The following is a 25648-nucleotide window of genomic DNA, read 5'->3' on the forward strand; positions in this document are numbered from 1 at the left end:
GTTTGAAATATCTACTCATGTTAATTTTCTTAAATCTTTAATGTACCTGACCCCTTAAATTTTTGAGTGGAAGTTAACGTAAACGTTAAATAATTTCGTGTTTATAAGTGTGTTTTTGTATAGAATGATAAGAAACCTTTAACGCCTAACACTAAAGGGGCATAGCAAATGAATTTATCATTATCTGAAGAGCAAGTGATGATACAAGATATGGCGAAGAAGTTTGCCGAATCTGAGTTAGCACCTGTTGCCAGCCAATTAGACGAGTCACCCGATGAGTCGTTATTTTTATCTAATTTAGCCAAACTTTCTGAACTTGGTTTTATGGGGCTTAATATCAAAGCCGAATATGGCGGAGTAGAAGCTGGCAGTGTGGCATTTAGTTTAGCAATCACCGAATTAGCAAAGGCGTGTGCCTCTACGGCAGTTACTACCTCAGTCACAAATATGGTGGCAGAAGTTATTCAAGCGGTAGGTAATGAAGATCAAAAACAACAATATTTACCTAAACTATGTGACGGACAATATCGTGCAGGGGGCTTTTGTTTGACTGAAAATTCTGCAGGTTCTGATCCTGCAGGTATGAAAACAGTCGCCGTTCGTGAAGGTGATGACTATATTATTAACGGTAGCAAGTTATATATTACCAGCGGAACATTTGCTGATGTTTTTGTCGTTTGGGCCGTTACCGATCCGAGCGCCAAAAAAGGCAAAGGCATCTCATGTTTTATTGTTGAAGCGAGTACGCCGGGTGTAAATATAGGTAAAACAGAAGATAAAATGGGGCAAAAAGCATCGCCCACGAATGAAGTGCATTTTGAAAATTGCCGTGTACCAGCTTCATCGTTACTTGGCCAAGAAAATAAAGGCTTCGGTGTTGCCGTAGGTGAGCTTGCTGGCGGAAGAATTGGTATTGGCTCTCTTGCACTGGGTATTGGCTTAGCAGCAATGGATTATGCACGTGAGTATTTAATCGAACGAAAGCAATTCGACCAACCCTTGGCTAATTTTCAAGGGTTACAATGGAAATTAGCAGAGCGTTATACCGAGCTAGAAGCAGCTCGGTTATTACTTATGCAAGCGGCTTATACTAAAGAACAAGGTTTAGCGTTTGGTAAGCAAGCATCTATGGCAAAACTTTTTGCTGCAGAAAAAGCAAATATCGCCTGCTACGACGCATTACAAATGATGGGTGGTGCCGGATACATAAAAGAATATCCGTTGGAGCGATTTGCTCGTGATGTGCGCGTGACTTCTATTTATGAAGGTACTAGCGAGATACAAAAAGTGATTATTGCTCGCGAATTGCTCAATGAAGTAAAATAGTCATAACTCATTGTTTATCATGCGCCTAATTATTGGTGCATGATTGCTCTTATACCCTTTAAGCGTTCTCCACAATAAAAACGGTGTCTTTACCAAGTTCTTTAGCTTGGTACATTGCATTATCGGCCGCAATGAACCATTGATCTGCACTTTTACTTTCGCGTAATGGAGCAATACCAATACTACAGGTTACGCAGGGCAGAGCGTCAGAAGATGTTTCAACCAAACATTGTTGAAAACGTTTTGCGATAACGTTAGCTTCATCTATGTTGGTTTCTGGACAAAGTATTACAAATTCTTCACCTCCCCAGCGTGAAACAATATCAACACTTCGGGCACATTCCGTTAATTGTTTGGCAAAATGTTGTAAAACATCATCTCCAACTTTATGACCAAATTGATCATTTATATTTTTGAAGTCATCTATATCTAATATGATTAAACAGGCATTTTTATTGTAACGTTCTTTAAGCTTTATTTGTTGTTGAATACACTCTGATAAATGGCCACGATTATACAATCGCGTTAATGAATCACGGATGGCCAGGTCTGCAAGCTGCTTATTTTTTTCATCAAGTTGTTGGTGGGCAAGCTCTAACGCCTTATTTTTTGCTTCTAAGATACTTGCATTATTTACTGAGCGCCAATAGCCAAATAATAAACAAATGATCACTGCGATAAAAGCAGAAGCAGATTTGATCGCCATACTATAGTCTTTGACTTGAGTAGTGTTAATGTCTTTTAAATATGAAAACACTTGCGCATGCTCTGCTATAGTGATTTGTGAAATCGCCTGATTGAGTGTTGGTATAATATGTGACAAAGATTTACCCACCCCAATACGAAGCTTATCTTCTAGTTCAGAAATACCGACAATTCTTAAATTATGTAATGCATTGTCTTTGATATATTTATTGGCTCCGTGGAAAGAGCCTAAGTAAAAATCAATCTCTTTATTTTGTACCTTTGTTAAGCCTTGCGCTTCATTTTCAACTTCTACGATATTTATTTTAGGGTGGTACTCTAATAAATAACGATGCAATCGATAGCCAGTAACTACAGCGACGGATTGTTGATTAATGTTTGCTAAATGACCAACTAATGGTTGGTTGTAATGTCCATAAAGTGCATTTGGTGCTCGAAAGAGCACTTTTGTAAAATCGAGAAAGTTTTTTCTGTTAGTTGTGCTATTTAACATGGGGATCAAATCACACTTGTTAGCTTGAATATAGTCAAGCGTTTGTTGCCAACTCTCAGTGGGGATTAAGGTAAAGGTAAGTTCTGAGTTTTTTTCTATAAGAGTCAGGTATTGGCGAGAAAGACCGATATGTTGCCCATTAATGAGTGATTCATAGGGGGCCCAATCAGGGTCAATACAATATCGGATACTCGAAGGACTTGACGGCGCAGCCATCAACGAAAAACTTTCGCTAATTAATAGAGCATAAAAACTTATAAATACAACATGTTTCATTATTTTATGTAATATTGGTGAAAATTATTACGCCGACCACGAAACAAGCGTAATTTTACTATATCGCTAATTTCACAAAAAAGATAATGGTTTATTTCGAGAGTTTAACGTTATTCCACTTGTTAATTTGCGCTACGCCCCCACGTTAAATGTAAATAATCTGACGGGGAATAATAGTGTCAAATGTATCCGTAGCCATGACGATGGAAAACTTTCAAAAGATTGTATTGGAAGACTCAAAAGAAAAGCTGGTTTTAGTCGCTTTTTGGGCAGAGCAAGTACCAGAGAGTGTCGAATTAAAAGACAAGTTATCAGCACGAGTAATGGGAGCCGATGAACATATTTTAATGACAACGGTTGATTGTCAGGCGGAGCAACAAATTGCTGCGCAATTTGGTATTCAAGGTTTACCAACTGCCGTTTTAGTTAAAGACGGACAACCGATTGATGGTGTTTCTGGTCCACAAACAGATGAAAGTATTGAAGCCTTTATTGGTAAGCACCTACCTAAACCAGAAGATGAGCTATTAACTCAGGCAAAAGCATGCTTAGCTGAGAACGATGTTAATCAAGCGTTTGGTTTAATTACTCAAGCACATCAACTAGATGCAGAGCGAGCTGATATTAAGTTCATTTTGATTGATGTTTATTTACAAACAGGAAAAATATCAGAAGCCGAACAATTACTGGGCACGATAAAGATGGTAGATCAGGATAGTGATTATGCTGCTTTAGTCGCTAAATTAGAGTTAGCTAACGAGGCTGCCGATTCACCAGAAATTCAATCACTTGAACAAGCGATTGAACAAGACCCTCAAAACAATGAGCTAAAACGAAAACTAGCCGCGCAATATAACCAAGTAAACCGTAATGAAGAAGCGTTAACGATATTGTTCCGTTTAGTTCAACAAGATTCAAGTGATGCTGACAGTAAACAATTATTGTTAGATGTATTAAAAGCTTTGCCAGACGGCGACCCTCTCGCGACTAAATATCGCCGAAAGCTGTATACCTTGATGTATTAATAAAAAAGCGCTAAGCGCTTTTTCTTTTAGCGCAAGCGCAAGTTATTTTAATTTTTCAACAAATGTTTTTCTAAACTTGGCAAGTTTAGGAGAAACAACAGCCTGACAGTATTGATTTTCAGGGTTATTATTGAAATAGTCTTGATGATATTCTTCCCCAGAAAAGAATGAGCTTAATGGGGTTATTTCAGTAACAATGGGTGCTGAAAAAGCTGCAGAATCGGTAAGTTCCTTAATGATGTTTGAGGCAATCTCTCGCTGTTCTTCATTATGATAAAAAATTGCTGAACGATATTGCGTACCAACATCATTGCCTTGACGGTTTAGTTGTGTTGGATCATGCAAGGTGAAAAAAATTTCTAAGATTTCACGAAAACTAATAATATCGCTGTCATAAGTTAATTGAACAACTTCTGCGTGCCCAGAATTTCCTTCACACACCATTTTGTAGGTAGGAGAATCAGTATGTCCGCCCATATAACCAGACTCGGCGCTTAAAATTCCCTGTAAACTATTAAAAGCTGCTTCGATACACCAAAAGCAGCCTCCGGCTAACGTTGTTTTTTCAATAGTCGATGCCATGAGTACACCCTACAATCAGATGAAGTATAGAAACACATTATATCGTGGTTCACAGGGTTGAACAGTACCAAGTTTTATAACTAAATGTTATATGCAATATGCTGATGAAACCTCACGGTTAACTCTTCTTTTTCTTGGGGAAGTTCTAACTCTGTTGCTAATAATCGCGTTGCTTGTTCTATTTGATTAAGAAATCGACCATAGCCATGATCACTACGGTTATCGCGGGTCGCAACAAAAATAAGTTGTATGTTGTCGGTTAGTTGATCGGCTTGCCACTTACTTATGATGCCACAAGGACTGTTTTCAGGGTTGTAGCCCAGCATTTGTAATTCACCAATCGTTGAAACCGTTTCGTGCTCGCTATATCTAACAATAGGTACTAGCCCATTTGCGATCAGCGCACCGTTATTTAAATTAAATCTTTTTGCTACAAGCGAAAAAGTATCGGTTAAAAATGTATATAACGGATTATAGGGATCAATCGACTGAGGATCGATTTCAACCATATTAAGTAATCGATTATTGATTGCTAAGTTAATAACCGCATAAGTAATGTTAGAGCAATCATCAGGGATTTTAGTCCCTTGGTTAGCATAGCGTTGAACTATGGTACGCAATTTATGTGCTGTAACACCTGTACATCCCTTATTGCGAGCGAATATGTCATAGGTGATGTGTTGGTGATCTCGAATTCGAATGTCTTTGGCAGGTAAGGCTATTTGCTGTTGATAACACAACAGAACTTTAAGCACCTTTTGGTGAAATTCAGCAGCATTTTGTCTGATTTCATCGCCTTGAGCGAGAAACAAAAGCGTTATTTTTTTTGCGCGTACATTGGCATCAAAAAATGTATTCTGTAATTCATGAATGTTTGGATCATAATAGAAAAGAATTTGCTGACCTGTTTGCCATTGATGTACTTCTTGGCTGTAACGTACACGTACTAATTTATCATTAGCAACAAATACACAATTTTTAATGGCAAAGTCATTACAAAGGGTAAACAATAACTGAGACATGCTTTGATAAAACTGAAAATAGGCCTGTTGATTTGATTCGTTAAGTGTTGGGCTTATTTTATTCAGTAGCTCATTGCTGATTGGAAATTCTGCTAAAATATATTGGTTATCTCTCGCGTTAGCAGGAATAAAAGCTTTGTGTGATGCACTGCGTTTACGGACTATAGACATTGAAGTTCCCTGTCTGTTGGTTAATGTGATAATTCGCGGCGATTATAAGTGGTGGATATGACAAATTTATGTCACTAAAGACGAGCTTTTAGTGAACAATGATGAAACTTTTATGACGCTATTCAAACTGAGACACCCTGTAACTATGGATGATTTCCTACAGTGTTGATTTTTCTCTAAAGATTTTAAACTTGATACTTACTCTGTTTATGACAAAAAAATGAAAGCAAGACGCACATAAATAGCTGAAGCGTGTATGATACTTTTCATGTTTACATGACAAGATGGTAAATAATGCAACTTGATCAACAAGCGATGATTGCGGCAATTAATCAAACCATGCCATTTGGTAAATATGCAGGCCGCAAGCTGTTACAATTACCAGAACCTTATCTGGTTTGGTTTCATGGAAAAGGTTTTCCTGAAGGGAAATTAGGCGAGCAATTAGCGTTAGTTTATGAAATTAAATTGAATGGATTAGAAGGAATGTTAACACCGTTATTGAAAGGGGAATGAGCAGTTATTTTTAAATGAAGTTTTTATATAAATTTTTTTTTAATTTCTTAACGATCTAACAGAAAATAAATAACAGAATGAATTTCAGGTGGTTATCTTTTGACCTAAAAATTGGCATGAAAATTATTCAGTTTCGCACGATTTAATGACGATTTAATGGCATTTCTATACTTGCAATAAAAAGGTAAATATTCTTAAATGAAGTGGTTGATTGATATTTATTATCAATTAGAGAAGTTCTATAAAATCATAAATTTCAAATGTTTATGGAGATTCATTTCATGAGAAGACAAAAAAGAGATCGTTTAGATAGAGCATATTCTAATGGTTACCAAGCTGGCGTTTCTGGTAAAAATAGAGAAAATTGTCCTTATCAGAATACTAATGCAAAGTCTGAATGGTTAGGTGGTTGGCGTGAAGCAATGTCAGATAAAAATGCGGGGTTATTTAGGTAGCGCGATTCGTAAGAACACACAAAAGAAGCCCTTGTTTAAGGGCTTTTTGCTATGCACTACCACACACAGGACAATTGATTTGCTTTTTCACATAAATATGCTGCCAATGTTGATGTAAACCATCATACAAGGCTAATCTATTATTTGAATGTTCAATGCCAACAAGTAATTTTATTGCATCAATGGCTTGAGTTCCCGCAATTACCGCAAGTACGGGGCCTATAACACCTACGGTTTGACAATTATTTTCTGGAGCATGTTCACTTTTGGGAAAAACACATTGATAACAAGCGGCATCTTTTATATTAGGAACGATGGTTAATTGTTGACCATCAAAGCCCGTGGCAGCTCCGACAATAAAAGGTTTATTATATTCAACACAGGTTTTGTTCATTAAATATCGTGTCGCAATGTTATCGCAACAATCAACGACCAAATCAGCTTGTTGTACATAATACTGCGCTAATTCATCATCTAGCATTTCGTCAATGACTTCTATTTCTACATCGGGGTTATTTAACACTAGCTTTTCGCCAGCGGTATCAGCTTTATTGTGATCAATATCTTGCTGATTGAATAATATTTGTCGCTGTAGATTAGTTATGTCAACAGAGTCTCCATCTGCAATAATCAGTTTTCCTATACCAGCAGCAGCTAAATACATCGCTACGGGGTTGCCTAATCCACCCATACCAACAATTAACACAGTGGCATTTCGAAGCGCCAACTGTCCGGACTCGCCAATTTTATTTACCATAATTTGACGACTATAACGTAGTTTCTCTGATGTAGTTAACATTGCATTTCCAGATGAGTTATTTACCAGGTATTGGCTTTTTGTTGATCTGTTTCTTTTGCCGCTAACCAATTATTTTCACCGTCAGCGGTTAGTTCTTTTTTCCAAAAGGTGGCTTTGACTTTAAGGTGATCCATGATGAATTCACACGCGGCAAACGCATCTTGCCTATGTTTGCTTGAAACACCAACGAAAACAATTTGCTCGCCAACCGCTAACTGGCCAATACGGTGAATGACATTTACACGACCAATAGACCAGCGTACTCGAGCCGTTGTAATAATATCTGCAAGTTGTTTTTCTGTCATTCCTGGGTAATGTTCAAGATATAAACCGATGACTTGTTTCTTTAAATTATTATTGCGCACTTTTCCACAAAAGGTGGCAACAGCTCCGTCTTCGTCGTTATTGAGGTGCAACTTGTTGTATTCATCAGCTAGGTTAAAATCAGTTGATTGAATACTTATTGTGGAGTTATCTGACATGCTAACCTCCCGTAACGGGCGGAAAGAAAGCAACTTCATCGCCATCATTAATAATGTGTTGAGGATCTGCCATTTGTTGGTTTACTGCACATAATACATTGGTCGAAAGGGCTTGTTGCCAATCAGTAGACTGGCTGCATAAGTGTGAAAGTAATGCTGAAACAGTATTGATGTTATCAGCGCTAACTTCAAGTTCGTGACAAGATAATTGCTCGCGTAAAGTAGCAAAAAATAAAACTTTGATCATAAGCTATCCTTGGAATGCGTTTGCCAATGCCCTGACTTTCCACCTGTTTTACTTAATACTTTTATACCAAAAATTTCCATGGCTGGATCAGCGGCTTTACACATATCAAACAACGTTAAGCAGGCAACTGATACTGCCGTTAATGCTTCCATTTCAACGCCTGTTTGTCCTGAAAGTTTGCAAAGACTTTCAACACGTATACAAGCGTTAACTTCATCAAGGGTAAAATCCACTTGAACTTTTGTTAACATTAAAGGGTGACATAATGGGATCAAATCACTGCACTTTTTTGCTGCCTGAATACCGGCAATACGCGCAACCGATAACACATCACCTTTTTTATTATCACCTTGGGTGATTAATGTGAGTGTTTCGCTGGTCATTTTGATAAAACCTTCAGCTATAGCAACTCGTGCAGTGGTTGCTTTATCGGTAACATCAACCATGTTGGCGTCACCTTGCTGATTGATATGGCTTAAAATATTGGCTGGTGAATTATTCATTTTTGTCTCTTGTTGTACATGCTTGTGTTGATAAATTTAAATGCGGCACGAAATTACAAGGTTTATGCTGTGAATTGAGCTGTTCAGCAATTAACTTATCCCATGCTGTTTTACATGCATTAGTAGAGCCCGGTACACATAAAATAACGGTATGATTAGCAATCCCTCCTAATGCACGAGACTGTATAGTTGAGGTGCCAATTTCATCAAACGAAATAGCACGGAAAATTTCACCAAAGCCTTCAATATTTTTATCAAATAATGGCAGTAATGCTTCTGGAGTATTGTCTCTATCGGTGAACCCTGTACCACCGGTACTAATAACAACATTGATATTATCATCAGCAATCCATTTCGATACGATAGCTCTTAATTGATAAACATCATCTTTTACAATGGCTTTTTCAACAACTTGATGACCTGCATTGTCAGCACGTTCTACAAGGGCTTTACCAGAAGAATCCGTTGATTCATCTCGTGTGTCTGATACGGTTAATACGGCGATTTTTAGTGAAGTAAAGATGTTTGTTGCATGATCAGAATTTGACATTATAGCTCCTATTTTTCGCTAACTTTCCTTCCACTTGTTGCCAATCTTGCGGTGTATTTGCATTGAACAAAGCATGTGGATTTTTTATGGGTAGTTCGCGATGAGGTAAATGGTTCAACATCGAACGTACCGAGTATGTATTCGTTTTATTTTTAGGGATTAAAGATGTTTGCGTGGCAATATTTTTAGTGAAAAAACGCTGACAAAAGTGATTGTTAGGTAGGTACAGCGGTAAATAATGCTGCTGATAAAAACATGCTTTATTTGAGAGCTGTCCTGCACTTTTTAGGTGTTGCAAAGTCGTAAGATCTATAAAAGGTAAATCTACCGGAATTATTAATAATGCGTGGGGCTGATATTTTACTAATGCGGTATAAATGCCACCCAGGGGACCAATACATTCAAGTTTGTCTTGTTCGCCGTGAACATTACCACTTATGATAGTTTGGTCAACGCCTGCTTTGTTGAGTAACGTTACTGAACGATCGAGTAAACGTTCCCCATTCACTGAAAGTAGTGCTTTATCTTTGCCCATTCGAGAAGATTTACCACCAGCTAATACAACGCCTAAACAATGTCGAGGTTTTCGCATGCTTTATCCTCCTAACATCGCAAGATTTTTAGTTGCACCAGTTAACTGCTGTTGTAAAAAGTGTGTCGCTTTTTTATCTGTTAGCAAATGTGATATGGCGTTTATTAACGGTGCTTGATCATCTGATTGTAGATGCTCTCGTAATGATAAACCTTGATCGGCGAATAAGCATAAGTGTAATTTTCCTAACGCACTAATGCGAAGGCGATTGCAAGAAGCACAGAAGTCTTTGCTATAAGGCATGATCAAACCAATTTTGCCTCGATAGTCAGGGTGATAAAATTCTTGTGCAGGGCCTGATGATTTTTCTTTAATAACCGGTTGCCAACCAGCCAGTATCAGTTGCTGTTTTATGCGCGAACCTTGTACGTGTTGTTCAGTAAAGAATGTGTGGTTATCACCCGTTTGCATCAATTCGATAAAGCGAAGTGTGACAGGTGTTTCTTTGATAAAGTTTAAAAAGGTATCGATATCTGCGCCGTTGTATTGTCGCATTAATACTGTATTTACCTTCACTTGGGTAAGTCCAAGAGTTAACGCTTTATCGATACCTGACAGTATTTCTTGTAGCTTATCGTGACCAGTAATTGATTGGAAAAGTCGAGGATCTAAACTGTCAATACTGACATTTAAGGCGTCTAATCCAGCGTCGATCCAATCTTGAATTTGACTGTTTAATTTATAGCCGTTGGTGGTGATGGCAAGTTTTTTAATACCAGGGGTAGATTTACAACTTTCCAGAATTTGAGGTAAATCTTTGCGTAATGAGGGCTCACCGCCGGTAATACGAATTTTTTCTGTACCTAATGAAGCAAAAGCCGTTGCTAAACGTTGAATTTCAGCTAACGATAGAAAGTCACGATCGTGATCACATTGATAACCATCAGGCAAACAATAATCGCAACGAAAGTTGCATACATCAGTAATAGAGAGCCTTAGGTAATAAAACCTACGGCCGTAGTTGTCAGTTAACATTTCACCTTTCCAAATGTCGGGAGGCTAATAAGTTTCCCTATTAACCCTGGCGATTAAAGAATAATCACGGCTAAGGCTGCATATTTACATGAAATTTAGCAACGGAAGCTCGGCGAATTTACGTTTTATAGTAGTACATAATGCCCAACGATGATAATACTATTATTTCATAGGTTAAAACTTGAGGTGTATCAAAGTATGACAAGATAAACCATAGCATCTTGTTTTTAATTAACTGATAATTGGTATCATTACGAAAAATAGAATCAGGAATAGATGATGAATGATTGTTGTTCTGCACCTGGTTTAATGCCGTTTGAGCAAGCATTAAATCAGATGTTAGCGGAAATAAAACCCTTAACAGCCAGTGAAGAAATATCATTCGCACTGAGTGATAACCGTGTTCTAGCGAAAAATGTATATAGCCCTGTTAATGTTCCACCAATGAATAACTCGGCGATGGACGGATATGCTTTTAAACAAGGCGCTGCTGATATTAACTCGTTAAATGTTATTGGTCGTTCCATGGCTGGTAAACCGTTTTTAGGAAAGTGTCAGCAAGGTGAGTGTGTTCGTATTATGACGGGTGCAGCCATGCCAAAAGGCTGTGACACTGTGATTATGCAAGAGCAATGTCAGCAAGATGGCAACGTTATTCATCTACAAAAGCGCGTGACTCAGTTTTCTAATGTACGAAATCTTGGAGAAGATATAAGACAAGGAGCACTCGTTTTTGAACAAGGCAGACGATTAACGTCAATAGATGTGGGGGTGCTCGCATCTCTTGGTATTGCAGAAGTAACGGTTTATAAGCCTATTAAAGTCGCATTGTTTTCAACCGGAGATGAGTTGAAAAATCCCGGAGAACCGTTATCTATTGGTGAAATATATGAAAGTAATAGCCATTGTTTACAGGCAATGTTAACTAAGTTTGGTGTTGATGTAATACCGATGGGCATTATTCCTGATAACGAAGAACAGATTACACAGGCATTAATAACTGCTAACGAACAAGCTGATGTGGTGATCACCTCGGGTGGCGTTTCAGTAGGCGATGCCGATTATATTAAAGCTGTTTTAGAAAAGTTAGGTCGTATAAATTTTTGGAAGGTTGCTATCAAACCCGGTAAACCATTTGCGTTTGGTCACTTACCGAATAGTTACTTCTTTGGTTTGCCTGGAAACCCAGTATCGGCGTTAGTGACTGCGCATCAACTGGTTTTACCTGCGCTAACTAAATTACAAAATATGAAACAGCAAAATTCAATTAGGCTGAGTGCAAGCACTACAACAGGCTTGAAAAAAGCGCCAGGTCGCATGGATTTACAACGCGGCGTGATACAAATCAATACCCAAGGTCAGTTAACTGTAACGTCAACAGGTAGCCAAGGTTCAGGAATGCTTACGAGCATGGCAAAGGCAAATTGTTATATTGTGTTATCGCAAGAGCAGGGCAATGTTCAAGCTGATGAGCAAGTTACTGTGCTACCTTTTGATCAATATTTACAATAATCATGCAACCGTTATTTTTATTACCCGGCACCATGTGCGACGAACGACTTTGGCAACCAACGCTGTCTGTGGCTGAAAACCATTTCATACCGCATTTTTTAACGTTACACGATGGTGATTCGATTGATGAGATCGTACAGCAAATAGCAACGCAGTTGCCAAAGGAGCCAGTTAACTTACTTGGTTTTTCTTTAGGTGGCTATTTAGCTTCAGCCTTTGCAATACGTTACCCTGAGAAAGTTTCGACGCTATTTATCGTTTCTAATATTCCTTGCGCTTTACCCGTTGAAGAAGTGAAAGAAAGATCTCGAACGATTCATTGGATCAAAAAACATGGTTATCGTGGTATTCCTAAAAAACGCATTTTAAATTTAATGGCGAGCAATGCGCACGATAATACAGAAGTGATATCGTTAATTGCAGAGATGGATAAATCGCTTGGTGGTGAAGTGTTAATGGCGCAATTACGCGCGACGACACAGCGAGTTAACTTATTTGAGCAGTTGCGTGCTTTACCTATCGCCAAACATTTTTGTGTTGGCCGAGAAGATACATTAGTGAATCTTGATGACTTACAACGATTGGCGTCTACAGATGAAAAAATGGACTTAACGATATTTGAACATACAGGGCATATGTTGCCGTTAGAGCAGCCGAAAGCATTTAGCCGATGGTTAAATAACAACGTAAAATGAATAATAAAAAGCCCTGTTAATGAGCTAACAGGGCTTGAGAAAAAGAATAACGGTTTAATTAAAAACTATATACTAACGTCATCGCTGTTTGTGTATTTGTGTTTTCTTTGTTTTCATCAACATCAGTATTATGCTCAACGATAAAGCTAAATTTTAATTGTAACGTTTCAATCAGCTTTGTGGTAATTGATGACTCAGCTTTATATGTGCTGTTGGCACCATTTTTTGGTGCGTACTTTGCGACGACTAACTGTTTAAACTCAACATGTTCATTGATTTTTCGTTTGTATAGCGCTTGCGCCTGAATAATGAATGCATCATGTGTTGTTTCACCATTTTCGTCTGGTTCTTTTAATACATCGCGTTTGTAACCAGGACCAACATCAGCATCTAGCGTTGCTTTTTTAGTTTCAAACCAACGTCGACCCCAACCAGATGAAATAGAACTTTGATTATCGAAGCTGCTAAAACGATTATCAGCATACGATGCATTACCATATACGTAGTTTTTACCGTTTGGTTCTATGGTATAGTTGGTTTGTCCAACAATCGTCCATTTTTGATCCGAGGTTTCAAATTCTTCAGTGATTGTGCCATCTTCTTTGACAACTTCTGTTTCAGTTTTTCGAACGAGTACGTCAAAGTTTAATGAACTACGCCATTGGTTTTTTTCAAAGCTGAAATCTAAGCCTGCTTTTAAATCGCCACTTTTAGTGTCGCCCGTTTTAAATAATGCGCCAAATTCAGCGGATGCCTTCATTGGTGATGTTTCTTTTTGCTCTTCTGCTTGTATCAAAAAAGGGGTAAGGCAAAGTGCAGCAGTTGCTAATTTAAGATTCATTGGTATTCTCTTGGTTTACGTGAACAGATAATTGTGGGAATGGAATTTCGATTCCTGCGTTGTCCAGTTCAACTTTGATAGATTGCATTAGATCAAAATATACTGGCCAATAGTCACTGGTTTTTACCCAAGGGCGTACAACAAAATTAACTGAACTATCAGCTAATTCACTAACGCCTACAGTAACGTCTTCGTCTTTAAGTACTAATTCGTGTGCTTTCGCTACACGTGTAAGTATCTCTTTGGTTTTCGCTAAGTCGGCACTGTAGCCTACACCGATTACAAGATCAATCCTACGTGTCGGCTTAGTTGAGTAATTGGTAATGGTATCGGTGGTGATGGCACCATTTGGTACGATAACTGTTTTATTATCAGGAGATCTTAGGTTCGTTGAAAAAACATGTACTTCTTCAACAATTCCCGCTGTTCCTGCTATTTCAACAAAGTCACCCGCTCTAAAAGGCTTAAAGGTGATTAGTAAAATGCCTGAAGCAAAGTTTGATAAGGAGCCTTGAAGCGCTAAACCAATTGCTAAACCAGCGGCACCAACAATGGCAACTAATGACGTAGTATTAAAGCCTAAATGTGAAATAGCAGCAATGAAGGCAACCAATACAAGTAAGCCGTAAGCGAGGCTACAAATAAAGCTGCTGACGGTATCATCAACTTGCTTATGTTTTAGAATCTTGTTCAGTGTTGAGGCTATTATGCGTGCGACAATGCGACCGACGATAAAGATTAAAAATGCAATGAGTATATTTAACGCGTAACTATAAAAGAGCTCTTGATTTTCAGCAAACCAGTTCATTAAATTTTCCACGAGTACTCCCTCTGTGTCATAGAATAATTAGTCGACAAATTATAATAAATTTAACAGGCTAAGCCCATTGTTATTTTTAAAGACAGAAAGTTTTTAATGAAACGGTAATAGCAAAAGTGCCAAACTGAATGACTCAATTTAGCACTTTTAAAAGATTGGTATTGATTGAAATTTTTAATACTAAGATTTTACTAGTGCGACCAGTTCACCTTTCGAGTAACGTTCGAACATTACATCGAGTGATACGGGGTTTATTTTTGACGCATTACCTGCGGTATTAAACGCTTCATAACGTGCTTTACAAATTTCATACATGGCTTTTGTTGATTCAGCAAGGTATTTTCGTGGGTCAAATTCACTTGGATTTTGTGCCATAAAACGACGAATAGCACCTGTAGAGGCTAATCGTAAATCGGTATCAATGTTGACTTTACGAACACCGTTTTTGATACCTTCTTGAATTTGTTCAACAGGTACACCGTAAGTTTCGGGTATTGCGCCGCCATATTCGTTGATAGTAGCTAGCCAATCTTGTGGTACAGATGATGAACCATGCATAACTAAATGCGTATTAGGGATGCGTTGATGTATCGCTTTAATGCGATCGATTGATAAAATATCGCCTGTCGGTGGGCGGGTAAATTTATATGCTCCATGTGATGTACCACATGCAATTGCTAAGGCATCTACTTGGGTTTTTTTAACGAAATCTGCAGCTTCTTCTGGGTCTGTTAACATTTGCTCTTGCGTTAGTTTCCCCACAGCACCAACACCATCTTCTTCACCAGCTTCGCCGGTTTCAAGTGAGCCTAAACAACCAAGCTCACCTTCAACTGAAACGCCGCAAGCATGAGCCATTTCAACTGTTTTTCGTGTAACATCCACGTTATATTCGTAACTTGACGGTGTTTTACCGTCTTCCATTAATGAGCCATCCATCATTACTGATGAAAAGCCGAGTTGTATAGATCGCTGACATACTGCTGGCGAGGTTCCATGATCTTGATGCATAGCAACAGGAATGTGAGGGAACTCTTCAATAGCAGCTAATATAAGGTGGCGTAAAAAGGGGGCCCCTGCATATTTTCGAGCGCCAGCAGATGCTTGTAAAATGACAGGACTGTCTGTTTCATCAGCTGCTAGCATAATCGCGCGAACTTGCTCTAAGTTATTTACGTTAAATGCTGGAATACCGTAATTAAATTCAGCGGCGTGATCTAACATTTGTCGCATGGAAACTAAAGCCATGAAAAACTCCTAAGTTACAATTTTGGTTGAGGAAATAGCATTAAATTACTTTCACATCGAAACAATTATGTTTCATTGTGTAATTCTAGCAGAAAGTTTTCATACTTTGCATCATTGTATTTTTATTGTTTAACGGTAAAAAAATAGTATTAACGTGTTTGCGATGAAAATGGATAAGAATTACGAAAAAAAATGGCTGTTAATAGCGTGGAATAACAGAATTCATGAACTTATTTTTGAAATGTTACAACAAAACTTTTTTTTAATGAGATAAAAAAACCTTAGCAAGATGCTAAGGTTTTACAAGGAAAAGGTAGGGTTATTATATTTTAGCTTTTAGCCCGTGCTTCTAATACTGCAACTGCAGGTAATACTTTACCTTCAAGGAATTCTAAAAACGCCCCGCCACCCGTTGAAATATAAGAAACCTTATCAGCGATATTATATTTATCTACTGCTGCCAGTGTATCGCCGCCGCCTGCTACTGAAAACGCTTTGCTGTTTGCAATGGCCATTGATATCACCTCAGTGCCTTTAGCAAACGCATCAATTTCAAAGACGCCAACAGGACCATTCCATAATACTGTACCCGCATTTTTAATGATTTCTGCCACTTTAGCTGCTGTTTCCGGTCCGTAATCAATAATGTCATCTTCTGATTGAACGTCAGTTAATGTTTTTACCGTTGCTACTGAGTCATGTTTCCAGTTGTCGAAACTATCACGTGTAACGGTTACATCATTGGCAAAAACAACCTCTGTTTTTTCACATAATCTCTGCGCTTCTGGGATCAAATCTTTTTCATAAAGCGAGTTACCCACTTCATTACCCGCGGATGCAACAAAAGTATTTGAAATACCGCCACCAACAACAAGGGTATCGGCAATATTTGATAGTGAATCTAATACTGTTAGTTTAGTCGATACTTTAGAACCACCAACAATGGCAACTAAAGGTCGGGCAGGGTTATCAAGTGCTTTTGATAAAGCATCAAGTTCCGCTACTAATAAAGGGCCTGCACAGGCAACGGGGGCAAATTTAGCAACACCATGCGTACTTGCTTGTGCACGATGGGCAGTACCAAACGCATCCATCACATAAACATCACAAAGGGATGCAAGCTGCTTTGATAATGCTTCATCATCTTGCTTTTCACCTTTATTAAAGCGAACATTTTCAAAAACAACAAGCTCACCATCGGCAAGTTCAACACCATCTAAATAATCTTTGACTAAGCGCACTGGGCTTGAAAGAGCGTCGGCTAAGTAATTAACAACAGGTTGCATAGAATATTTATCTTCGTATTCACCTTCTGTTGGTCTACCTAAATGTGACATGACCATCACTTTTGCACCTGCAGCTAGAGCATGCTTAATCGTCGGTAGCGATGCTCGTAGTCGAGCATCTGAAGTGACTTTACCGTCAGCAATGGGTACATTTAAATCTTCACGGATCAATACGCGCTTACCAGCGAGATCCAAATCAGTCATTTTAATAACAGACATAAGTTGTTCCTATAATGAGTTCATTATGGTAGATCTGCCATCACTTTAGCAGTATCTAGCATTCTATTGGCGAATCCCCATTCGTTGTCACACCAAACGAGCATTTTAACTAAACGTTTATGACTTACACGCGTTTGATTACCATCGACAATGGCTGAATGTGGATCATGGTTAAAGTCTATCGATACTAAAGGTTCTTCCGTATACCCAAGGATCCCTTGTAAACCATTGTTTTGTGCGTTAACAATGGCTTGATTTATTTGTGCAATGGATACATCACAGCTAACCGTTAGACTAAGATCCATTGCAGTAACATTGATGGTAGGTACGCGCACAGCAATAGCTTCAAATCGTCCTGAAAACTTAGGTAGAATTCGTTCAATACCAGCGGCTAACTTGGTGTCAACAGGAATGATGGATTGGCTCGCCGCTCTTGTTCTTCTAAGATCAGGATGATATGCATCAATCACTTGTTGATCATGCATTGACGAATGAATTGTTGTAATCGTGCCGCTTTCAACACCAAAGGCATCATCAATCACTTTAATGACTGGTACAATACAGTTCGTAGTACAAGAGCCATTACTGACAACCTGATGATCGGTAGTTAGCGTGTTATCGTTAATACCATATATGATGGTTGCGTCTAAATCTTTCGCACCTGGGTGTGAGTAAAGCACTTTAGAGGCACCTTGCTTAAGATGGGCAAGTCCATCGGCTTTAGAGTTATATTTACCAGTACAATCAAGTACGATATCTGCTTGATAGGATTTCCAGTTAATATTTTTTATGTCAGCTTCATGTGTCAAGTAAATGTCATCACCGGCTATATTTAATCGGTTGCTTTCACGTGAAACGGCAAATGAAAATCGCCCATGTGTGCTGTCGTATTTTAATAAATGGGCAATCCCATCAGGATCTGCTAGTTCGTTGATGGCAACGAGTTGTAAATCTTTGCGATGATTGTGTTCATATAAGGCACGAGCAACGCTACGACCAATACGACCAAATCCATTGATAGCGATTTTTGTAGGCATATCTAAAGAAAGTTACCTTGGGAAATAAAGCGCCATTATTAATGGCGCTATTAAATTATAAGCTGTTTACCGTGTTAACAACATTTTCAACAGTAAAACCAAAGTGCTCAAACAATGCATTTCCTGGCGCTGACTCACCAAAGGTCGTCATGCCAACCACCTTGCCTGCAAAGCCTACATACTTATACCAAAAGTCAGTATGTGCAGCTTCAATAGCAACACGCTTAGTAACAGAGCTTGGTAGTACAGACTCTTTATAGGCATCACTTTGCTGATCAAAAATATTGCTTGAAGGCATCGATACAACACGTACTTTATCACCAAGAGTTTCGGCTGCTTTTAACGCTAGCGAAACTTCAGAACCCGTGGCAATTAAAATGACGTCAGGTGTACCGTTACTATCTTTAACAATATAACCACCTTTAGCAATGTTACTTACCTGTTCAGTACTACGTGATACAGCAGGTAATCCTTGGCGTGAAAATACTAATGCCGTTGGTGCATTTTGTCTTTCAATGGCATTTTTCCACGCAACAGCTGATTCAGTAGCGTCGGCAGGACGCCATGTCACCATATTGGGTGTTGTACGTAAATTGGTTAATTGCTCGATCGGCTGATGAGTTGGACCATCTTCACCTTGCCCAATGGAATCATGGGTATAAACAAAGATATTTTGGATACCCATTAATGCAGACATACGAACTGCATTACGTGCGTACTCCATAAACATCATGAAAGTTGCGCCATAATTAATGAAGCCGCCATGCAATGAAATACCGTTCATGATGCCAGACATACCGAATTCACGAACACCATAATAAATATAATTACCGGCAGGATCGTCTTGAATACCTTTAGAGCCTGACCATAGGGTTAAATTTGAACCCGCTAAATCAGCAGAGCCACCTAATAACTCAGGTAAAATAGCCCCAAATGCTTCAATGGTATTTTGTGATGCCTTTCTTGAAGCAATGTTTTCTGACTTCTCTTGGCATTCTTGAATAAGTGCGTTTGCTTTTGCTTCGAATTCAGCAGGAAGATCGCCATTAATTACTCTTCGTTCATATTCTGCTGCAAGTTCTGGGTGTGCATTTTTATATGCCGCGAACTTTTCTTGCCAGCTTGCTTGTGCTGTTTGGCCTTTTTCTTTTTGATCCCATTGGCTGTATATATCAGCGGGTACTTCAAAAGAGGCATGTGGCCAATTTAAAAATTTACGTGCTGCTGCAATTTCATCATGGCCTAACGGAGCACCGTGACAGTCATGTGAACCTGATTTATTAGGGGCGCCAAAACCAATGATTGTTTTACAACAAATCATTGTTGGTTTGTCAGTAATTAGATGAGCCTGTTCTATCGCTTCTTTTATCGCGTGTGGGTCATGTCCATCAACGTCTGCGATTACATGCCAGCCGTAAGATTCAAACCGTTTTGGGGTATCGTCAGAGAACCAACCTTCAACATGACCATCTATGGAAATCCCGTTATCATCCCAAAAAGCGACAAGCTTACCTAGGCCTAACGTACCGGCTAAAGAGCATACTTCATGTGAAATGCCTTCCATTAAACAGCCATCACCTAAAAAGCAATAAGTGTAATGGTCAACAATGTCGTGACCTTCGCGGTTAAACTGCGCCGCTAAGGTTTTTTCGGCAATTGCCATACCTACCGCATTTGAAATACCTGCGCCTAGTGGGCCTGTGGTTGTTTCAACACCTGGTGTATAGCCATACTCAGGATGACCGGGCGTTTTTGAATGCAACTGACGGAAGTTTTTAATTTCTTCAATTGGCAGGTCATAACCTGATAAATGTAATAGAGAGTATATAAGCATTGAGCCATGACCATTCGAAAGGATAAATCGATCACGATCTACCCAATTAGGATCGGTAGGGTTATGCTTTAGAAAGTCGCGCCATAGAACTTCGGCAATATCTGCCATGCCCATAGGGGCTCCTGGGTGACCTGAGTTTGCTTGTTGTACTGCGTCCATGCTTAATGCACGAATAGCATTAGCGAGATCTTTACGCGATGGCATAGTGGCTCCAACTATTTTATTTTTTCATATGAGGGTGTTTTTTAGAGACGCTATTTTTACGCAGTAAGGCCGTGACTGCAAATGTTATTACGCTATTTATTATATTTTGTTCATTGATGAATAACTTCTATTGCATATGCGACAAGATCAGTGATTGAGCGTGTTACTTAAGAGGTGATTTTAAATCAGAAACTGAGCCTAAGAGTAACGATTGTTCAAAAAATAACTTGTTTTTAAGATAAACTATTGAATTAAAGATATTTATCAGATAAGTTGGTTAGGTAGTAGACAAAATAACAATGATAAACCTGCTTGGATATAACAATGAAACAGTCGTCTTCAAAAGGAATAAAGCTGACAACCGTCATATTAGCAGTCTTTGTGTTGGCATTATCTGCCGTACTAAGTAATACCTCAGTTGCAGACGACAAGGAAGTAAGTACAGAATTAGCCAATTAATACTTTATTGTACGTTGCCCTAATTCAGTTATTTATAAAAACCGCAATAGTGAAGTGATCCCATTAAGTTGGACACTTCATAGTTGCGGTTTTTTTATGGCTTCTTCATCAGGCCTCGAATCTGGAACAGCGCTTTAGGAGGGCGTCGTTATAAAACTCTTAGGATTACATCTGTCCTGCGAAGGTTCTAGTTCTTCTATAGTAATATGCTGTAGTAGTAATTTAACTGTGAAAATTTATTAGGCTATGAAAATTACGTTGGCGCTTCCGGCAAGATTCGAACTTGCGGCTTTCTCCTTAGGAGGGAGACACTCTATCCAGCTGAGTTACGGAAGCTTTTATATATCACCTTTTGTTTCAAGCATCGATCATACTAATAACATGTTTATCAATTCAATATCTGAACAGAGATTTTTATCGATTTTCTGTCGACCATGTTACCCCTACATATGCTTTCATTGCTATCCTAAATGAGTAAGGGCGCAAAAGATCAACAGACCCTAGTTAATGACGCACAAATCTACCTTGCACTAAGAAAAAACTTCGTGCTAGAGCAGTGTGATAAATAAAAAGCTTACCGTTTCAGTTGATTAGCTAACTTCTTATCCCGAGCTTAGGTTAAGTAAAAATTTAATGACAGCTAAGTTAAGAACGTCCTAAAGTATCACTTGATTATCAGAGGGGAAAACAACATTCGTTTGATGTCGTATCTCAGTAATTATTCTCGCTACAGATAAAGATCTAGCGACTTTATCTACGTCCATTTCGCCAGACTGCACACACTTTGCAAATTCTATCGCTTCATAATACATGGGATTATTGTGCTGTACTTCAGTCAGGTCGTTTTCAGTTTGCCCTTTTCTGCATAGCAATACCTGCTCCATCTGCGATAGGTTTTTTACTTGGACTGAACCGTTTTCACCTTGTATCTCACTATTGACGAATGAGTGACTTACTTTCGAGTGTGCAATAACAAGGGTAAAATTAGGATAAACAAAAATGACTTGTCCATTACCATCAACACCTGAAGCCAAAAGGTTTGCTGAGGCTTTTATCGACCTTGGTTCACCAAACAATGCAACAGCAGTTGCAACACAATAGTAACCAATATCCATTATTGAACCATTCGCGAAAGTGGGGTTGAAAGTATTTGGGTTTTCACCCTTAATATATTTTGAATAACGAGAAGAATATTGGCAAAAGTTTAGATGCGCTTGAGTGATTCTACCAATATTATTGAGGCTATTCTGAACTACTTTGAAGTTCGGTAAGAACTCTGTGAGAAATGCTTCAAAAAGCACCACATTGTTTTCTTCGGCAACCCTAAACATTTCTTTTGCTAGCTGAAAGTCAGAGGCTAGCGGTTTTTCACATATAACGTGTTTGCCAGCTTTTAGCATTTGAACAGATTGTTCAAAATGTAGTGAGTTAGGGCTAGCAATGTATACAGCATCTATTTCTGAACAACTCGCTAATTCATCTAGGCAGTTGAATACAAATCTTGCACTGTGCTTGGTGGCTAGAGCTTCAGCTTTTTTCGCGCTCCGAGAGTAAATACCTGCGATATCGAACAAATTGGTATGTTTAATCGCACCTAAAAACTGTTCTGTGATGATATTAGAACCTACAGTAGCTATTCGAATCATATCTTAATTTAAATTCCTTCATTAGGTTGCTGAGTAATGGCAGTTTCTATAATTTTTCACAGAGAGTGCGTATCAAATAGGCTTTGACTGTATTTAAGGTCAACATTTCGCGGTTGACCCTGTAAAATAAAATTATCTATTATGTCTATACAAGCCACCTTTAAGTAGAATTGGCCCCCAGTCACTTGACTCAACAACTAACAGACCCTAAATATCGATTTAACTCAAGTAATTAACTAACTTGATATTGGCCTACTCATTAAAAAACCAAATTAAAGCTAAACGCAAAAATAAGAAAATACCGTACTTATCGTTTTTTTATAGTACTGATAGTGTCAAATCATCATAATAAATACACTTTTGGCATTATTATAAGCTTTAATAAAAACTGACTGTAAGTTGAACGATAGGGCTAGAAGGCCCAGTGTTATCCAGTTAAGCTATGAGGACGAAACCTCGGTTAATTTAAACGTTATTCTTAGTATTGATCAATAGCTAAACAGTATTGGTTCTACTTGCACAGCGATTCATATCTTTAATAGCGCACAACGACATCATTTATTTGAATGCTGTCGATTAAAGCGCCATCAGTGGTTTGAGCAACAGCATTTGATTGCGATACTTGAATCACTTTTACGTTAAACGGACTCACATTAAACCCTGCATATGAGTGGCCACTGTCTGTTATAAAATTTTTGAGGTGTAACAATGAAAATTCATCACCAATTTGCACACCATGCTGTTTTCCTAGATTAAATCGAACTTGATTAGCGTTCACTTGTACAATTTTACCGCGAGTAGGTTGACACATCATGTTGTCATCGATATCAGTACTTACTTGGTTTAGCGCTTGATCGATGATTTGACCGTAACGACTTTGCCAGAAAACATGTGAGTGAGGGTCTACCTGTTCGCGTTTATTGAATGTCCATGGTGCTGCGTTTCGGTAGGTTTTTTCAAATAATCGTTCACCATTAGCACCATTATAAATATGCACGGTTAATTGAAAAAAGCGTTCAAATATATCTTCTTGCCAAAATGCCCAAGAGTTTTCAGCTTGTGTGGCGAATGAGACATCTTCAATTTCTGAATACATAACGTATTGGCTGTCGGTGATATTGGCTAATGACATTGACACCGCTTTAATTTTATCTAGCTGTAAACTATTGTTATATCTTGAAAAGGCACTACTTGATTTCACAGATAATTGCGGTGAAAGGTAGGTGCCATTTTGTTTTATCTGATCAGATAAGCGTTTCATTATCGCTGAATCAAGGGAGTAAATGCCGCCAATATTGGCCTGTTCTCTATGCACTAAATGGCTTTTAGTGATCAGCATAGACTTACGATAATCAGCGGAAAAACATTGCCGCGTTTGCGGAATGATATCTGCTCTTATGGTCACTGTGATGGTTTTATCTTCATGAGTTTCATCTATAATTTCAAAAGCATTAATATTGCCAGTAGCGCGAATATTGATTTCATTCTGAGTTAGCAGACCGTTGACCACTTGTTGAACACTTGAAACAGAAGCACCTGCAACGAGTAGAGCTTTTTTAAGTGCATTTTCAATGGCTTTTGTTCGTGCTTCTATAGAGTCACCTTGGATCACATATGCATGCCCCTGTGATTCATACCACTGGGCGTGTATAGGGCTTACTAATAGACATAAAAATAAAATTACAAAGCTTAGTCGTTGCATTGCTCACCTGATTTATCTTGGCTTTGATCCTGCATTTGATTTTTATAGTTTAGTTAACGTTTTGCATCTGGTGTATTCATTCGCACGATACGAAAGCATAAACTATGTGTCAAAGGCTCGACTCATATATGGTTAATGAGTGTGATGCATATTCTATGCCTATAGTTTTTTCGATACATGGCGTTGATGAGTTGGCGTAATTTTTGCTTTGTGAATAACTATAAAATTTAGTTGTATTTGAGGGGAGCTCAATGAAAACTTGGTTAATGCTTATGTTATTGTCTGGATTAGTATCGTGTAGTGCGATGCATTCAAAAAGTAATAACAATTCAGATGACGACTTTTATCAAGCCGCTCATAAAAATAAAGGCGAAATTGATGCTTACCAACTACCAAAGCATGCGATAAATGATGTGGTGAAAGGCTTAGCGTTTCAGATGCTACAGAGTAGTACTTTTGTCACACCTAAAACACCGGTGGCGGTTGCGTCGTTTGTTCACTTAGCTGATTTAGAGTCAACGAACTGGCTTGGTAATCAACTCTCAGAAAGTTTTGTTCATGAATTGCAGCGGCATGGCTTAATTGTCGTTGACTTTAAAACGACTGGACACATACGTGTTACAAAAGAAGGCGACTATATATTTAGTCGTGACTGGAAAGAACTTCCAGAGCGTCAGATAATTGACTACGTAGTTACGGGCACGATGATGGAACAGAATGGCGGTGTTATGGTCAATGCTCGTATGATTGGCATGCAATCACGGGTAGTTGTTGCTACTGCGCAGTCATTTATTCCAGAATGGGTTATTGGTGATGAATTACAGCGCAGGGAAAACGTGCGGATAAAAGATGGCATGATCCTACGTGATTCTCAGGCAATGCTTGAAGAAAAAAGAGCTGTTAAAATTCAACAGTAAGGTACGTTTATGAAAACTTGTTCTTTATCTAAAATTTGCTGTGTGGTTGCTTCATTGGCATTACTTGGTTGTAGTTCTGTCTATGATAAACATGTGCAATGGCAAGCTGTAAAACCAGAAGCATTCCCTCTCCTTACTGCTGTAGGTCAAGCACCAATTAGTTTACAGAAATCGTCCAACGACACACAAAAAATGTTGATGGCAATTCATGCCTCTAAAATAGCCGCCTACGCCGAACTTGCTGAGCAAGTCTATGGACAACAGCTTTCTAGTGATTTAACAATGCGTAATTTAATTGTTGAAGACCAACGATTAAAAGCATCTGTGCAAGGTATTATCCGTGGTGCTAAAGTCATTAAAAGTTACCCTGTTGGTGATACCTATACCACGGAGTTACATCTTGATTTTAAAGATGTTTGGGAAATTTATTTAGCGAATAATAGACAGAAAGAAATTAAACACGTTAAATACTATTAATTGTCTTTACGTTAATTGTTGTAACAAAAATG

General features: G+C 38.5%; 27 protein-coding genes, 1 tRNA gene and 1 riboswitch. Of the genes, 9 read left to right on the forward strand and 19 right to left on the reverse strand.

The annotated features are described in order from the left end of the window. Positions 1–168 precede the first annotated feature (168 nt). Positions 169–1326, forward strand: coding sequence for an acyl-CoA dehydrogenase family protein (locus QUE72_RS03765; protein WP_286271664.1), 1158 nt, complete (start codon positions 169–171; stop codon positions 1324–1326). A 58-nt stretch (positions 1327–1384) separates the two neighbouring features. Here the strand turns inward: QUE72_RS03765 and QUE72_RS03770 are convergent, their stop codons facing one another. Continuing rightward, the gene (locus tag QUE72_RS03770) at positions 1385–2740 is read right to left on the reverse strand and encodes a transporter substrate-binding domain-containing diguanylate cyclase (RefSeq protein WP_286271666.1); all 1356 of its coding nucleotides are present in this window, start codon (positions 2738–2740) and stop codon (positions 1385–1387) included. A gap of 236 nt (positions 2741–2976) precedes the next feature. Between QUE72_RS03770 and QUE72_RS03775 the strand changes: the two genes are divergently transcribed. Continuing rightward, entirely contained in the window at positions 2977–3825 is an 849-nt protein-coding gene (locus QUE72_RS03775; RefSeq protein WP_254849614.1) for a tetratricopeptide repeat protein, read from the forward strand. Positions 3826–3867: 42 nt separating this feature from the next. Here QUE72_RS03775 and msrA read toward each other — a convergent pair whose 3' ends face one another. Beyond that, positions 3868–4407 carry a peptide-methionine (S)-S-oxide reductase MsrA gene (msrA, locus tag QUE72_RS03780; RefSeq protein ID WP_074500822.1) on the reverse strand — a complete coding sequence of 180 codons (540 nt, stop codon included), beginning with the start codon at positions 4405–4407 and terminating at the stop codon, positions 3868–3870. An 80-nt stretch (positions 4408–4487) separates the two neighbouring features. After that, positions 4488–5600: a DUF3083 family protein gene (locus QUE72_RS03785; RefSeq protein WP_074500819.1), complete on the reverse strand. Its 1113-nt coding sequence runs from the start codon at positions 5598–5600 to the stop codon at positions 4488–4490. Between the two features lie 294 nt (positions 5601–5894). On the opposite strand from QUE72_RS03785, the gene QUE72_RS03790 reads away from it, so the two are divergent. Then, on the forward strand, positions 5895–6116 hold the full coding sequence (locus tag QUE72_RS03790) for a DUF3820 family protein (protein WP_074500816.1): 222 nt from the start codon (positions 5895–5897) through the stop codon (positions 6114–6116). A gap of 281 nt (positions 6117–6397) precedes the next feature. Continuing rightward, on the forward strand, positions 6398–6571 hold the full coding sequence (gene rmf / locus QUE72_RS03795) for a ribosome modulation factor (protein WP_074500812.1): 174 nt from the start codon (positions 6398–6400) through the stop codon (positions 6569–6571). A 49-nt stretch (positions 6572–6620) separates the two neighbouring features. On the opposite strand, the gene QUE72_RS03800 is transcribed toward rmf, so the two are convergent. The 7 genes from QUE72_RS03800 to moaA form a co-directional block, all read right to left on the reverse strand. Continuing rightward, the gene (locus QUE72_RS03800; protein WP_286271675.1) at positions 6621–7370 is read right to left on the reverse strand and encodes a HesA/MoeB/ThiF family protein; all 750 of its coding nucleotides are present in this window, start codon (positions 7368–7370) and stop codon (positions 6621–6623) included. Between the two features lie 20 nt (positions 7371–7390). Beyond that, positions 7391–7852 (reverse strand): molybdopterin synthase catalytic subunit MoaE, encoded by a 462-nt coding sequence (gene moaE / locus QUE72_RS03805; protein ID WP_286271676.1) that lies wholly within the window; start codon positions 7850–7852, stop codon positions 7391–7393. Position 7853: 1 nt separating this feature from the next. Beyond that, positions 7854–8099: a molybdopterin converting factor subunit 1 gene (gene moaD, locus QUE72_RS03810; RefSeq protein WP_286271678.1), complete on the reverse strand. Its 246-nt coding sequence runs from the start codon at positions 8097–8099 to the stop codon at positions 7854–7856. Then, positions 8096–8602, reverse strand: coding sequence for a cyclic pyranopterin monophosphate synthase MoaC (gene moaC / locus QUE72_RS03815; protein WP_074500801.1), 507 nt, complete (start codon positions 8600–8602; stop codon positions 8096–8098). Before moaC ends, moaD begins: the two co-directional genes overlap by 4 nt. Continuing rightward, on the reverse strand, positions 8595–9152 hold the full coding sequence (gene moaB / locus QUE72_RS03820; RefSeq protein WP_074500798.1) for a molybdenum cofactor biosynthesis protein B: 558 nt from the start codon (positions 9150–9152) through the stop codon (positions 8595–8597). Before moaB ends, moaC begins: the two co-directional genes overlap by 8 nt. Continuing rightward, positions 9139–9744, reverse strand: a complete 606-nt coding sequence (mobA, locus tag QUE72_RS03825; protein WP_286271679.1) for a molybdenum cofactor guanylyltransferase — start codon at positions 9742–9744, stop codon at positions 9139–9141. Before mobA ends, moaB begins: the two co-directional genes overlap by 14 nt. A 3-nt stretch (positions 9745–9747) precedes the next feature. After that, positions 9748–10719, reverse strand: coding sequence for a GTP 3',8-cyclase MoaA (gene moaA / locus QUE72_RS03830; protein ID WP_286271680.1), 972 nt, complete (start codon positions 10717–10719; stop codon positions 9748–9750). Continuing rightward, a riboswitch (molybdenum cofactor riboswitch) is annotated at positions 10706–10846 on the reverse strand. (Overlaps the previous gene by 14 nt.) A gap of 152 nt (positions 10847–10998) precedes the next feature. On the opposite strand from moaA, the gene moeA reads away from it, so the two are divergent. Beyond that, entirely contained in the window at positions 10999–12231 is a 1233-nt protein-coding gene (gene moeA, locus QUE72_RS03835; protein WP_286272945.1) for a molybdopterin molybdotransferase MoeA, read from the forward strand. Between the two features lie 2 nt (positions 12232–12233). Then, complete coding sequence (locus QUE72_RS03840) at positions 12234–12926, forward strand: alpha/beta fold hydrolase (RefSeq protein ID WP_286271681.1); 693 nt, start codon at positions 12234–12236, stop codon at positions 12924–12926. Between the two features lie 58 nt (positions 12927–12984). Here the strand turns inward: QUE72_RS03840 and QUE72_RS03845 are convergent, their stop codons facing one another. The 6 genes from QUE72_RS03845 to tkt all read right to left on the reverse strand — a co-directional run bounded on the left by QUE72_RS03845 (position 12985) and on the right by tkt (position 20415). Beyond that, on the reverse strand, positions 12985–13767 hold the full coding sequence (locus tag QUE72_RS03845; protein ID WP_286271683.1) for a DUF481 domain-containing protein: 783 nt from the start codon (positions 13765–13767) through the stop codon (positions 12985–12987). After that, positions 13757–14587: a mechanosensitive ion channel domain-containing protein gene (locus QUE72_RS03850; protein ID WP_217693850.1), complete on the reverse strand. Its 831-nt coding sequence runs from the start codon at positions 14585–14587 to the stop codon at positions 13757–13759. The genes QUE72_RS03845 and QUE72_RS03850 overlap by 11 nt, the downstream gene beginning before the upstream one ends. 180 nt (positions 14588–14767) lie before the next feature. Beyond that, complete coding sequence (gene fba, locus QUE72_RS03855) at positions 14768–15835, reverse strand: class II fructose-bisphosphate aldolase (protein ID WP_286271689.1); 1068 nt, start codon at positions 15833–15835, stop codon at positions 14768–14770. Between the two features lie 329 nt (positions 15836–16164). After that, the gene (locus QUE72_RS03860) at positions 16165–17340 is read right to left on the reverse strand and encodes a phosphoglycerate kinase (RefSeq protein WP_074500780.1); all 1176 of its coding nucleotides are present in this window, start codon (positions 17338–17340) and stop codon (positions 16165–16167) included. Between the two features lie 23 nt (positions 17341–17363). After that, positions 17364–18377, reverse strand: coding sequence for an erythrose-4-phosphate dehydrogenase (gene epd, locus QUE72_RS03865; RefSeq protein ID WP_286271691.1), 1014 nt, complete (start codon positions 18375–18377; stop codon positions 17364–17366). 55 nt (positions 18378–18432) lie between these two features. Next, positions 18433–20415, reverse strand: a complete 1983-nt coding sequence (tkt, locus tag QUE72_RS03870) for a transketolase (RefSeq protein WP_286271693.1) — start codon at positions 20413–20415, stop codon at positions 18433–18435. A gap of 324 nt (positions 20416–20739) precedes the next feature. Here tkt and QUE72_RS03875 point away from each other — a divergent pair, with 324 nt between their 5' ends. Then, entirely contained in the window at positions 20740–20874 is a 135-nt protein-coding gene (locus QUE72_RS03875) for a hypothetical protein (RefSeq protein ID WP_286271694.1), read from the forward strand. Between the two features lie 259 nt (positions 20875–21133). Here the strand turns inward: QUE72_RS03875 and QUE72_RS03880 are convergent. The 3 genes from QUE72_RS03880 to QUE72_RS03890 form a co-directional block, all read right to left on the reverse strand. Next, positions 21134–21210, reverse strand: a tRNA-Arg gene (locus QUE72_RS03880). Positions 21211–21530: 320 nt separating this feature from the next. Further along, entirely contained in the window at positions 21531–22520 is a 990-nt protein-coding gene (locus QUE72_RS03885; RefSeq protein ID WP_286271698.1) for a Gfo/Idh/MocA family protein, read from the reverse strand. A gap of 535 nt (positions 22521–23055) precedes the next feature. Continuing rightward, positions 23056–24222 (reverse strand): flagella assembly protein FlgT, encoded by a 1167-nt coding sequence (locus tag QUE72_RS03890; protein ID WP_286271700.1) that lies wholly within the window; start codon positions 24220–24222, stop codon positions 23056–23058. A gap of 251 nt (positions 24223–24473) precedes the next feature. Between QUE72_RS03890 and QUE72_RS03895 the strand changes: the two genes are divergently transcribed. Both QUE72_RS03895 and QUE72_RS03900 read left to right on the forward strand, forming a co-directional pair. Next, complete coding sequence (locus tag QUE72_RS03895) at positions 24474–25139, forward strand: FlgO family outer membrane protein (protein ID WP_286271701.1); 666 nt, start codon at positions 24474–24476, stop codon at positions 25137–25139. 9 nt (positions 25140–25148) lie between these two features. Further along, positions 25149–25616, forward strand: a complete 468-nt coding sequence (locus tag QUE72_RS03900; RefSeq protein ID WP_286271702.1) for an LPP20 family lipoprotein — start codon at positions 25149–25151, stop codon at positions 25614–25616. Positions 25617–25648 lie beyond the last annotated feature (32 nt).

It is taken from the genome of Thalassotalea hakodatensis, assembly GCF_030295995.1.
Taxonomy (GTDB): Bacteria; Pseudomonadota; Gammaproteobacteria; order Enterobacterales; family Alteromonadaceae; genus Thalassotalea_C; species Thalassotalea_C hakodatensis.